The organism is Blastocatellia bacterium (assembly GCA_035573895.1).
Classification (GTDB): domain Bacteria; phylum Acidobacteriota; class Blastocatellia; order HR10; family HR10; genus DATLZR01.
The window spans coordinates 1-12,862 of the sequence record DATLZR010000181.1 but is presented as its reverse complement, the minus strand read 5'-3'; the positions used below and the strand labels follow the sequence as shown (position 1 = coordinate 12,862).

Annotated in this window: 9 protein-coding genes; 3 read left to right on the top strand and 6 right to left on the bottom strand. The window is 57.9% G+C overall.

Annotated features, from left to right (window positions below; translation table 11 throughout):
• Window positions 1-984: 984 nt before the first annotated feature.
• The 4 genes from VNM72_15885 to VNM72_15870 all read right to left on the bottom strand — a co-directional run bounded on the left by VNM72_15885 (window position 985) and on the right by VNM72_15870 (window position 5,889).
• The gene (locus tag VNM72_15885; GenBank protein HXF06873.1) at window positions 985-1,182 is read right to left on the bottom strand and encodes a hypothetical protein; all 198 of its coding nucleotides are present in this window, start codon (window positions 1,180-1,182) and stop codon (window positions 985-987) included.
• 82 nt (window positions 1,183-1,264) lie between these two features.
• A complete protein-coding gene (locus VNM72_15880; protein HXF06872.1) occupies window positions 1,265-2,566 on the bottom strand; it encodes a dicarboxylate/amino acid:cation symporter in 1,302 nt (433 codons plus the stop codon).
• Between the two features lie 107 nt (window positions 2,567-2,673).
• Window positions 2,674-4,194 carry an amino acid permease gene (locus tag VNM72_15875; GenBank protein HXF06871.1) on the bottom strand — a complete coding sequence of 507 codons (1,521 nt, stop codon included), beginning with the start codon at window positions 4,192-4,194 and terminating at the stop codon, window positions 2,674-2,676.
• A gap of 150 nt (window positions 4,195-4,344) precedes the next feature.
• Window positions 4,345-5,889: an amino acid permease gene (locus tag VNM72_15870; protein ID HXF06870.1), complete on the bottom strand. Its 1,545-nt coding sequence runs from the start codon at window positions 5,887-5,889 to the stop codon at window positions 4,345-4,347.
• A gap of 339 nt (window positions 5,890-6,228) precedes the next feature.
• On the opposite strand from VNM72_15870, the gene VNM72_15865 reads away from it, so the two are divergent.
• The 3 genes from VNM72_15865 (at window position 6,229) to VNM72_15855 (ending at window position 10,017) form a co-directional block, all read left to right on the top strand.
• Window positions 6,229-7,998, top strand: a complete 1,770-nt coding sequence (locus VNM72_15865; GenBank protein HXF06869.1) for a DUF3352 domain-containing protein — start codon at window positions 6,229-6,231, stop codon at window positions 7,996-7,998.
• Window positions 7,999-8,176: 178 nt separating this feature from the next.
• The gene (locus VNM72_15860; GenBank protein HXF06868.1) at window positions 8,177-9,829 is read left to right on the top strand and encodes an ABC transporter substrate-binding protein; all 1,653 of its coding nucleotides are present in this window, start codon (window positions 8,177-8,179) and stop codon (window positions 9,827-9,829) included.
• Between the two features lie 44 nt (window positions 9,830-9,873).
• Entirely contained in the window at window positions 9,874-10,017 is a 144-nt protein-coding gene (locus VNM72_15855) for a hypothetical protein (GenBank protein ID HXF06867.1), read from the top strand.
• 245 nt (window positions 10,018-10,262) lie between these two features.
• On the opposite strand, the gene VNM72_15850 is transcribed toward VNM72_15855, so the two are convergent.
• Both VNM72_15850 and VNM72_15845 read right to left on the bottom strand, forming a co-directional pair.
• Window positions 10,263-11,372: a glycosyltransferase gene (locus tag VNM72_15850; protein HXF06866.1), complete on the bottom strand. Its 1,110-nt coding sequence runs from the start codon at window positions 11,370-11,372 to the stop codon at window positions 10,263-10,265.
• Between the two features lie 251 nt (window positions 11,373-11,623).
• Entirely contained in the window at window positions 11,624-12,787 is a 1,164-nt protein-coding gene (locus tag VNM72_15845) for a glycosyltransferase family 1 protein (protein HXF06865.1), read from the bottom strand.
• Between the last annotated feature and the right edge of the window lie 75 nt (window positions 12,788-12,862).

Below are 12,862 nucleotides of genomic sequence, written 5' to 3'. Positions count from 1 at the left end.
CCCCTACATTGCCCGTGATCCCCTGCTCGACCCCGTTCGCTCGCATGAGGGATATGGTCGTGCGCTGGAGATCGCCCGCCGGCGACACGAACAAGTAAAAGCGGCCTTCGTCGCTTTGCCGACCTCGCCGACACCAAGATGACGCGGGGTTGCCTCCTGGTACTGCCGCGTTTAAAAGACGCGGGGATTTTCCGTTCCCTCCTGATAAGGGAAGGCCATCGCCCTACATCTCACAACGGAGAGAACGGTTGAGGAGCAGTTTGATGACGACGTGCGGATGCTGGTCAAAGCCATCCCGATACGATCCGGCGCTCAGGATGATCAAGCCGCCATCGAACTGACCTGTGGCCTGAAGACAAGATTCCCAGATTTTGACGCACGCGCCCAGTTAAGGCGTGGGTCAACTTTCGAGGCAAACGGCCATAGAGGGGCTTTTTAACGGATGAACGCTCGCTGCCAACAATCCGACTTACCAGAAGCGATCTTCTGGGCTCACCGCGTCGCATAAATTCAGGCTCAAAGCACTACTCCCCACCATTTCTGAGACGACTTCTATTGCGGTGGATCGCTTGCTGTCAGCTCGACTAATAAGGGGTCGGGGACGATGCCGGTGACGCGCAAAAAGTGCCCGCTCTCAGGTTGATGTCAAGAAATCCTCCCTCTTGAGCCGGAAAGACATGCGGGCCGAACTCCCGTGGTGGAATCACCCATCACACTCTCCTGATGTCGGGAGAGGCTTGCCCCGAGCACCCGACATGCCAGTCCGTGAGCTTAAAAGAGCAGCAACTTCCGGTGAGAGAGGCTAATACCAATGGCCTTTTGAAAAACCCCTATGAATCGCGGATAACTGGTCACGATATCAGAAGCAGAGGTCGCTCTGGATCGAATACCCGCCAAGCATCAATCGTTGCACCCGGTCATCACCGACGCACCCGGTGTGACGAACCGGTCTGGAAACCATTCCCTCGCCCGCAGGGGCACCGTTTATCCGCGATGATTTTCCTTCTTTATCCCGATGTCAAAAGCCACGAGCAGCAAAAGTACACACAAGGCGAGAGTCACGAGCACATAGATGAGGAAGAACTTCCCCGATTGCATCAAGAAATAGATCAGTGCGCCAATGAGGGCAATGGCCACGAGGCCCCAGAAGCTCAATCGCTGTTGGCCAATGGGTTCTGCCATCTCTTTTTCGTCTCCTGATAATCTGGAAAATCCCTATCCTCCCGGACATTAAGCTTTCTGCCGGGGGGAGAGCAAAGTGAGATCACGTTTGCTCAGGCTCAATGGAAGCGGCGACGCCCAGACTCGGCGTCAATAAATATCCTTCCGACCGAGCTACAAAAGCCGCTGCCGTCACATCCCCGGTGACATTGAGGGTCGTGCGACACATATCGAGCAGACGATCAACGCCGAGGATGATGGCAATTCCCTCCCCCGGAACACCCACTGCCTGGAGGACCAGGATGAGCAGCGGCAGCGATCCTCCTGGAACGCCCGCTGCGCCAACGGCGGTCAAAACCGACATGATCACGACGATGATCTGGGCCGTGAACGAGAGATGGATGCCGAAGACCTGGGCGAGAAACAGAACTGTCACGCCTTCAAACAAAGCCGTCCCGTTCATATTCATAGTTGCGCCCAGAGGAAGGACGAATCCGCAAATTTCCCGGGGAATTCCCAGGACTTCTTCGGAGACGCGCATGGTCGTGGGGAGGGTGGCATTTGAGGAGCTGGTGGAGAAGGCCGTCACCATCACGGTCTTAATCCCGCTGAAGAACCAGCGCGGGCTCACCCGGGCCAGCGTTCGAACAAGAATCGAATAAACGCCAAACTGGTGAATGGTGAGACCCAGGATCACCGTTGTTACATAAAGACCGAGCTTGGCCAGCAAATCAAAGCCAAATCGCGCCGTCACGCTGAAGATCAAGGCTGCAACCCCAAAGGGAGCTAGTTTCATGGCCATCTCAATGATGATCACCATGGTATCGCCAATCCCTTCGAGGACCGAGATCACGGGGGCCGAACGGCTCTGGGGAAGGAACGTGAGCGCGATGCCGAACATGAGGGCGAAAAAGATAATGGCCAGCATATCTCCTTGTACGGCGGAGGCGATGGGATTGCGAGGAACGATGTTGATGAAGGTGTTAATGCCAAAGCTGACCTGCCCGGTCTGCTGCATGGTCTGACTGGCCTGGCCGCGATAGGTTTCCAGCAGCCGCACTTTCACATCTTCGGGCAATCCCTCACCCGGCTTGATCAGATTGACGAGTACGAGTCCGATGACCACAGCCAGGGTGGTCACCAGCAGGAAGTAGAGAAGCGTCTTCACCCCAATACGGCCAAGCTTGCGCAGGTCCCCAAGCCCGGCGACCCCCAACGCCAGCGAGGCGAAGACGAGGGGAATGACGACCATTATGAGCATCCGCAGGAAGATTTGCCCGACGGGTTCGGTGATGGTTCCGACGACCCATTCCACAGCAGGACTTCCGGGCCACAGTGTGTTGGTGATGATCCCTGATGCGGCACCCACCACCAGGCCCAGGAAGATTTTTGTATGCAGCGGCATCCTCTTGGGGGGATCCGAGGAAGGTGTCATCGCATGTTCTGCTGCCATCGTCGTCTCACGCTCTCACACCAATTTAGGGAGCCACAGTATCTGCCAGAACGTCGGCGCTAAGCTTCTTCCGCCTCGGCCACAGGCGACACCTGGATGACGGCACTGCGCTTCCAGAGATAGTAGACAGGGACACCGGCCAGAACAATGAGCAATCCCGGCCAGGTATTTGCCCGCGTCTTGGCCGAAATCAGCAGATCAATCGAGATGAACGCTGCCGCCAGGATGTAGAGTGCTGGAATCACTGGATAGCCCAAGGCGCGATAGGGGCGTTCGGCTTCCGGTCGTTTCCGCCGGAGGACAAAGACGCCTCCCATCGTCAAAATGTAGAACACGAGGACGGCAAAGATGACGTAGTCGAGCAGCTCGCTGTAGGTGCCGGACACTGTCAGCACAGAGGCCCAGATGCCCTGCCACAGGAGCCCATTATGAGGGACGCCGCGCTCGTTGAGTTTTCCGATCGCGCTGAAAAACAACCCGTCACGGGCCATGGCATAATAGACGCGCGCACCGGCCAGGATCAATCCATTCAAGCATCCGAACGTCGAAATCATGATGAGGATCGCCATGATGGCTGATGCGCCCGACCCGAAGATGACCTCGGCGGCCGCCGTCCCCACGCGATCGTTGGTGGCAAATTGAATCCCCCGCTCGATCACCGACGCGCCGTCCGGCGATCCGCGCAGCGGCAGCGTGACCAGATAGGCGACATTAGCCAAAAGATATAGGATCGAGACGAGCGTCACGCCGAAAAATAAACTGAGAGGTAAAGTCCGCCGGGGATTTTTCACCTCGCCGGCCGTGAAGGTGATATTGTTCCAGGCATCCGAAGCAAACAGCGATCCCACCATCGCCGTGCCCAGGGCAAGCAATAAGCCCACACCGGTCAGCGGAACCGTCACGAACTCGGCCTGACCGCGGGCCACGGGCTGAGTCGAGGTAGCCGTCCACAAGTCCCGGAAATTGGCCTCAATGGCCGTCGCATTAGCGCCCACAAGAAGGCCCAGAAGAATCAGTCCAATCAGGGCAGCAATTTTCGTCAGCGTGAAGATATTTTGAACGATTTTTCCCGTGCGCAGGCCTCGCGTGTTGGCCCAGGTCAGAAAGAGAATCACGCCGATGGCCATGAGCGTTGTCGGCGACAACGAGAATCGTCCCCACTCGAAAAATTTCCGCATTTCCGAGACCTGGGGGACGAGCACGCCGAAAAATCGGGCGAAGGCGACGGCCACCGCTGCAATCGTTCCCGTCTGGATGACGAGAAAGAGCGTCCAGCCGTAGAGAAATCCCCATAGCGGGCTATAAGCTTCCCGGAGATAGATATACTGTCCTCCTGCACGGGGCATCATGGCGGCCAGCTCACCGTATGTCAGCGCCGCCATGAGCGTGAGAACACCGGTGACGGCCCATACCACCAGCAACCATCCGGCCGATCCCACCTGACGGGCAATATCTGCCGACACGATGAAAATGCCGGACCCGATCATCGAGCCCGCCACGATCATCGTGGAATCGAACAGGCCCAGACCCCGTACAAACTTTCCCTCGGCTTTGGCCTCAGCTCGATCGGCTGCGGTCATAGATTTTGTCTCCGTTGTGGCGTGATGTGGCGCGGGCTTTCCAGCCTGCAGCTTTCTCGTTTCGCAGGCTAGAAAGTCCGCGTTACATGACCAGACAGTCTGCGTTACATGTAGGCTTTCCGGCCTGCGCTTTTCTGGCAAACTTTCGTGCTACGATGCTGTCACCTGAGCCACACGGCTGCGACGAATCCCGTAGAAGAAATAGATGAGCAGTCCGAGTACCATCCAGATGATCAGGCGTTCCCAGGTGGCTTTCGGCAATCCGAGCATTTGTGCCAGGCACACGAGCACACCCAGGATCGGCGTCAGCGGAACTCCAGGAGCACGAAACGGACGCGGTGCATCCGGCTGAGTGTATCGCAAGACCAGCACCCCCGAACATACCAGCACGAAGGCCAGGAGCGTCCCGATGCTCACCAGTTCACCCACAACATGAATTGGCGACATCCCGGCAGCGATGGCTACGGCGACGCCGGTGATGATGGTGGTGATGTGCGGCGTCTTGAATCGGGGATGCACGCGGGCGAAAGCCTGCGGGAGCAGCCCATCACGCGCCATTGTCCAGAAGATGCGCGGCTGCCCGAGTAGCATCACCAGAATGACCGAGAACAACCCGCCGACGGCGCCGATTTTCACAAACGGTGCCAGCCAGGTGAATCCCGTCGCGTCAATGCCCACCGCCACCGGATCAGGTACGAGCAACCGGGAATAATGAACGATGCCCGTGAGCACCCCCGAGACGAGAATGTAAATGATCGTGCAGATGGCCAGGCTCCCAAGGATTCCTATGGGCATGTCCCGCTGAGGGTTCTTGGCCTCCTGGGCGGCCGTCGAAACGGCATCAAATCCGATATAGGCGAAGAAGATGACGCCCGCACCGCGCAAGATCCCACTCCAGCCGAAATGTCCGAATTCACCCGTATTGGGAGGGATGAACTCTTTCCAGTTCTCCCGCCAGACATCGGGATGCTGAAGCAAGAAGACGAGTCCCGCCGCCGCGAAGATCAGAAGGATGGAGACTTTGAGGATCACGACGGCCGTGTTGACATTGGCCGACTCCTTGATCCCGATCACCAGAAGAATCGTCACCAGCGCAATCACCAATATGGCCGGGAGGTTCACAATCGCCGTGACCTGGGGCAAGGTACTGGGATCAATGCCTTGTTTTTGCAATGTGTCGGCCAGCGCCGTGGTGAACGTCGTCCATCCCTGACCGGGGACGTTGATCAATCTGGTCCCCGTGGCTGCCGTCAGCTCCGGCGGGACGATGATGCCGAAATCTTTGAGGAAGCTGACGAAATAGCCCGACCAGCCGATGGCCACCGTGGCCGCCCCAAGCGAATACTCGAGGATCAGGTCCCAGCCGATGATCCAGGCGAAAAACTGCCCCATTGTGGCGTAGGAATAGGTATAGGCGCTACCGGCGATGGGGATCATCGCAGCCATCTCGGCGTAACAAAGGCCGGCGAAAACACAACCGATGCCGGCCAGGACAAAAGAGAGCACAATGGACGGGCCGGCATACTGCGCCGCCGCATTCCCCGTCAGCACGAAGATCCCCGCACCGATGATTGCGCCAATTCCCAGGGTCGTGAGATTGAGCGGGCCGAGCGCACGCTTCAATCCGTGCTCCTCATTGGCAGCTTCGGCACGAAGATCGTCAATGGATTTTTTCGCAAAGAGCTGGTTCGCCACCGGGTTTCACCTCCGTTGTGGATTTTCCCTCCTCCTGGAGAGAAGGGTTCCCCCGCTGTTCCAAACTTCTCCCCGCTCGCTCTTTCATTCGGTTGCACGGAGAGAGGCACCGCCTTCACACCACTTCTATCCCGCGTGATTTGTATTCCGGATAAAACAAGAGTGCCGATTATGAGAGTGAAAGACCAACCTGTCAAGCGGGCATCGTAGAAATCGGCTAGTCCTGGGCCTGCCCCTCTGCTAGAATCTCGCCCTGCGGTGACGGGTACTGGAGATGCCAGAGATGCCCGAACAACGGATGACCGACGCCCTGTACGGGCAGAGCAGGAGGGGTCGCACATGAGCAGCCGAGTCTCTCTTTTCGTTTTAGTTCTGACCCTCGGCCAGATCAGCACGGTCGGGTTTCAGTCTCAATCCCAGCGGGCGACGAGCCCATCTCAAACCACGCGACTGGAATCCATAGTGCCCGCGGATGCTTTGGCTATTGTCTTCATCGAGGACCTCGCGGGATTGAGAAACGGATTTTCGCAGAATCGCTTTTACCGGCTCGTTCGATCCACCTCACCGGACTCTCCCCTGAGCCGCTCGATTCAGGACACTGTCGAAGCGATTCAACCCGTGCCGGGTCGGCTGGCCTATGTTTTCTTTGATCGGCCCGGATCGGCAATGGCATTGCCCGCCGCCGCCCTGGTTGCGGAAATTGGAAATCCAGGTCTGCTGGACGAAGCCATACGGCGATTTGAAGAGAGACATGCGGCTTTCGCGCCCACAACGGTTGAGCGAAAGGGAGCCAGGATTACGACCGTAGATCGTCTGTTTGTCGGCGAAAAGCTGAGTCTCGCCCGAAGAGAGAAATTTCTCCTGCTCGGACACCCCTCGGCCGTCGAAAGGATTATTGATGGCATCGGCGTGAAGCCGTCGCTCGCCGACAATCCCCTGTATCAAGGGACGATTGAGAAATCCTCCCCGGTTCCCCTGAGGGGATTCATCAATCTCGAGAAGCTGTCCAACTTTCTTATCGCCATGCTGGCTGCCAATCCCGGACGCGGGGGCGTCTCGTTGCTTGTTCCGGCTCTCCAGTTCGCCGGCATTTCGGCGCTCAAGGCAGCGACGTTCACCACAAACTTTACCGATAAAGCGGTGACCGATGAGTTCCACCTCATTGTTGATGGCCAGCGAAAGAATCTCATCACGGCCTTGTTGGATATTCCCACTGTCCCCTTTGCCGCTCTCTCTTCGATTCCCGACGATGCGGTCCTCAGCATGACTGTCGGCACTAACCTCAATCAGCTTTACGACGCCTTGTTGACGACGCTCGGCCCCTTGATCCGAATGCAACTTGGGGGTCAAACGGCGGAGGATGCCATTGCCAGGCTGGAGACGGACCTCGGATTTCGCATTCGAGCCGAGCTGATCGCCTCGTTAGGTAACGAGTTCGCGCTCGCTTATATTCCCCGAACCCAGGCGACGTCGGCAGATCTCGAACGGGTGATTTTGCTGACGGTGACTGACTCGCGAACGCTTTCGACCGTTGCGGAGAAGATTTACCAGCGGATGAAGAATCAAGGGGGACTGACGGCGGCCCCGGTGACGTATAAGTCGGTGACCATTTATCCGATTGATCCCACGCTGTCGGTCACTGTCCTCAAAGACATCGCCGTCCTTGCGTCCACCGAAGCAGTCAAACGAGTCGTTGACGCCCGCGAGGCCGCTCGCACTCAGGGCCGTAGTGCTACCCTCACCAGCCATCTGCCATCGCCCGGAACAGCGGGCCTTGCTCTCTTCATGAGTCCGGGCATCTTCCGTATGCCTGCCGTTCGGGGTTTGCTCGGAGCTTTGCCCTCCACCGATCCTTTGATCCGGGCACTGGAAGCGGAATGGAATCCCCCTGTCTTCGGTCTGGGGAAAAAGGAAACTACTGGTGTGGAGGTGAAACTGACGAGCCCCTGGGGAGTGCTGGGCACGCTCGACCTGCTCGCCGCCCATCACGCTTCCCGTCAAAGCTCTCAACCAGAAACAGCCGTGCCTCCCGCGATTCCCTCCTATCTCCGCCTGCTCGGTGAAATGAGCGCACTCGTGAGTCCTGGGTCGGGTCCACGCCATGAGTGACGCTGTCGTCAAAGGAAAATTTTTCCACAGCAACCTGTGGAAAAGTCTGTGGAAAAGCCTCATCTCGGCATCATTAAGTGACACAATTTCAGCAACATCTAGCAAGTTGCATAATTTTTGTCCAGCTCCATTCACCTTCCATCCTTCCGCTGCAGCAAACCTGTCGGCCCTGAGGGTGATGAGATCGAAACCCGCTTCATCTCGACACATCCTGGCCCGGCCGACGACGGCCGTCCAGACAATAAAACCGGGTGCGTGGCGTCGCCTGCTCATTTGTATCGTCGTCATGGGAACATGCCTTGCGATCGGGTGCCGAACCAATCCCGCGTCGGACAACGAGCTGATCATCGCCGTGGAGACGCCTCCGCTCACCTTTGATCCACGAGGCCCGACAAATGCGGTAACGGCGCGGATTCAGCAACTTCTGTTCAACACTCTCGTGCAAAAAGACGACCGATTCGAGATCGTACCTGAGCTGGCTGAGCGCTGGGAGGTAGCTGGAGACGGGAGAACCTACACCTTCCATTTACGTCGGGGCGTGCGCTTTCACGACGGGCGAGAGTTGACGGCCCGAGATGTCGTCTATACGTTCGAGACGCTTCTGGCTCCTGACTTCGATTCACCCAAACGGGCAGCTCTGAGCAAGCTGGAGCGGGTGGAGGCCGCTAACGCGCACACGGTCGTTTTCCATTGCCGCGAGCCTTACCGGGGATTGCTCGTTGATCTCATCGCCATCGGCATCATTCCCGATGGATCGGGCGCGAGCATCGCCACTCGCCCGGTGGGAACCGGTCCGTTCCGATTCGAAAGCTATCGAGAGAATCAAGAGATTCGCCTCTTGCGTTTCCCCGACGCCTTTCAGGGGATGCCGCGAATTGAGCGGCTCACGGTTAAAATCGTCCGTGATCCGACGACGCTGGCTCTGGAGCTTCAGGGAGGGACGGTTCATTTTGCCCTGAACGCGCAACTGTCACCCGACTTCGTTGCTGAGCAACAGCGAGCAGGACCTCTGAAGGTCATCGTGACGGAGGGAGCCACGCTGGAATATCTCGGTGTGAATACGACCGATCCGATTCTGAAGGATCGGCGGGTGCGTCAGGCGATCGCCTGGGCGATTGACCGTCCCACGATCATTCAAACCCTGCTCCGCAACCAGGCAACGCTGGCATCGAGTGTTCTCCCTCCCACACACTGGGCTTACTTTTCCCGCGTACGGCGCTATGACTACGACCCCGAACGATCGCGCCGTCTTCTGGATGAGGCAGGCTTTCGCGATCCCGATGGTCCGGGACCGCGACCGCGCTTTCGCCTGACCCTCAAGACCTCCTCGGCCGAGCAGCCACGAAAGATCGCCACCGTGATTCAGGAGAACCTCCGACAGGTGGGCATTGAGCTGGAACTGCAGTCGTTCGAGTTTCAAACACTGCTCAACGATATTAACACGGGTAACTATCAGCTCTTCTTCCTCCGTCAGGTTGGAGCGAATCAGTTCACCGACATTTTCAAAGCCGCTTTCGGCTCACGCTCGATTCCCGGCGATCGCACGATCCGGGAGAGCGAGCGCACGGGATTCCTCAATCGAGCCCGGTATCGCAATCCCGAACTCGATCGGCTCATTGCCGAGGCCGAAGCGACCCCGGACCGATCCGAACAAATCCTCCGCTATGCCCGAATTCAGGAGATTCTCGCTGAGGACCTCCCCTGGATTTATCTCTGGTATCCGGCTAATGTCGCTGTGATGAACCCCTCGGTGGGAAACGTGCGCATCCCGGTGTCGGGAGACTTCACCTTTTTCAAAGAGATCACCCGCGAGCGGGCCCTGGCCGGGTAAGCACTCGGTGACGGCCCGGCGCGCCCGGAGAGGATCGTGCTGGGATGATCAAGAAACCGAAAGAGATCGGGAAAAAAGTCGGCGAGCAAAAGCCCGCCCTCGACAAAGAACAGCGGCTGAAAATGACGCTCCGCCAGCCCAACCGTCCGCGTCGCTACGTCCCAAGCGGTCGCAAAGGCAAACGCTGATTCGAGCGGCTCGCCGGGGGCTCAAGTCTGAAGAATGGGACTACGGTTAGGGCAATTTGCAATTGATACCAAAGGCGGGCTGTAAGCGAGTGGATCTCCGAATTTACACGTTCCGATCCCGTAATCAGTCATCCGCAATCCCTGAGGGTTTTCAAAAGGCAATTGGTGGGGGCTGTTGAACCAGGCGCGTAACCCTTCGTTCTGTCGAACAGGCCGGAAAGGCAAAGACCGGTTTCTCACGGGCTCTAACGGTCCAGCCCCAGGGAACGCGCGACGACCAGTCTGAAGAGCTTCTCGTACTGGTCGGTCACATGATCCCACGAGTAGTGGGCTTGGGCGCGGGCGCGCGCTCGCTGACGAAAAGATTCAAGCAGATCAGGTGAATCAACAAGCCGCTGGAGATGGGCGCGCAACTCAGCGGCATCCCGGTAATAGAGACCGGCCTCCCCGGCGACCTCGCGATTCTCCGGCGTGTCGAGAACAAGGACGCAATTGCCAAATCCCATGGCTTCGACGAGGGCCGGGTGTGTCCCTCCCACCTCGGTAGCGTGAACGTAGCAGTAAGCGTTTTGTTGGAGAACGCGATAGCCATCACCAAAGACGAATCCCGTGAAAAGAATGCGCGGATCCTGCGTCTGCTTGAGCCGCCGGATGTAGTCCCGCGCATAGGGAGCATCGCCCACGATCACGAGCTTCATGTCGGTGCGAACCCCCTCAAAGGCTTCAATGACAAGATGCGCGTTGTTTTCCGGCTCCAATCGGCTGACATAGAGGATGTAGCGATCGGGCTCCAGTCCGAAATCCCGCAGGCGTCCGCTATCGGGCCAGCGCTCGACATCGGCCCCGTAAGCAATCATCCACGACTCCTTTCGGTACCGGCGGCGATAATAGTCCTGAATGACGCGAGCATCGGTGACAAGGGCATGGGGGAGAATCGTCGAGAGCCACTCCGAGAGCAGGTAATATGTTCGTCCGAGCCAGTTCCATTTGCGCCGCTTGCGTTCGATCCCATCCACGTTGATGACGGTCTTCTTTCCCAGCAGCCGCGCCAGTCCCGCAGCCAGGGCATTAGCCGCATTACAAAAGAGAATCACATCGTAATCCTGCCGCCACGCGTGCAGCACCGACAGGATCGTGTGAACCACCGTATCGAAATATTTGTGCTTGATTGTAGGCAGAACGACCAGGCGAACTCCCCGATAAGACCGCAGAGTGGGCGTCACGTAGTGGCTTCGACCGTAGACCGTGACCTCATGACCGCGCTCGACCAACCGCGTGGCCAGATTTTCGGCGAAGGTCTCGAAGCCTCCGTAATTAGCCGGGATTCCCCGAATTCCCATGATGGCGATTTTCATCTTCGATCTCTCTTCACGAGCTAGAATCCCAGATGGCGCTGAACGGGAGAGCCCGCGTCTGACCAATGCCGACGGCACTGTCGCTGCCCGGTTCGGATCGCTCTTGAATCAGACCGAGGGATGGCGGGCGGCGCTTGGTCCTCCCTGAACGCCTTCACCGTTGACCTCCGCTGACGTTTCAAGCACACCGATTTGTGTATCGTGGCCAGGTACTTTCTCCTGTGAGGACCGAAGGGGGAACGAAGGCTCGCTCATGATGCTGCTGACCGTGCATAAAGAGGCTCAGACTTTCCCGTGGCCCGCCGCACCACATCTTCGTAGACCTGCAGCGTCAGCTCCGCCGTTCGACGCCAGGAGAATTTTTGCGCCTGCCGAAGGCCCTCCAGCGACAATTTCTGGCGCAACCGATCGTCGCTGACGAGGCGGAGGATGGCTTTTTCGAGCGCCGTCTCGTCATAGGGATCAACCAGGACGGCTGCCTCGCCGGCGACTTCCGGCAGCGAGGAACTGTTGCTCGTGATCACCGGAACGCCACAGGCCATTGCTTCCAGCACCGGCAATCCGAAACCCTCGAACATCGAAGGATAGATAAACACCGTCGCTCCACTGTAGAGCATGGGCAGGTCTTCATCCGGCACGTAGTCAGTGAAGATGATGTCGGAGAGGTAGCCGGATGTCCGGGCCGCCCGAAAGATGTCCTGATAGAGCCAGGCCCGCTTGCCCACAATCACAAGCTGCGGCGCGAAATCCTCCTCTCGCGCGCGAAGTCGGACGTAGGCCGTGATCAAACGCACGAGATTTTTTCGGGGTTGCAGACTCCCCACGCTCAACAGGTACTCGCGGGTGATCCCGTATTTTTTCCTGACCGATTCAATCCGATCAGGTTCTCGAACCGGCCTGAAGATGGAACTCACCCCAAGCGGAGTCACAACGACACGATCCGCTGGCAGATCGTAGGTCTGGATAATGTCCTGACGGGAATATTCGGAATCGGTGAGAATTTTCGCGGCATGACGGGCGGTATACCCGATGGCCAGCTTGAAGAACCAGCGTTCCCGAGGAGTGTAAAACTGCGGAAGATGCTCAAACGAGATGTCGTGGATCGTCGTCACCACAGGAACGAAATTCCAGGGAGGCGCGGTATATTGCACGTGGAGCAAATCAACGCCCGTCCGCAACACGGCCAGCGGCAGACTCAGGGGAATCCGCACGTATCGCGTATGAGGCCAGATACGGACTATCCGAACATGAGGAAACTTCTCGATTTCGGCAACAGGGCTTTCGGAGCGCGTGACGAAGATGATGTACTCGTTCTTGCTATCAATCTCAGCGAGTGCGGGGATGAGGTTCTTGATATAGGTTTCGTTTCCGGCAAGACCCGTCCCGATAGCATGGGCGTCAATTCCGATCCGCATGGTTCGTCCGATCCTCCCGGTGCGGGGAAGATTCTAGCGAGTCCCGGAGTCCGGGAGCAAGCATCCCCGCTCGTT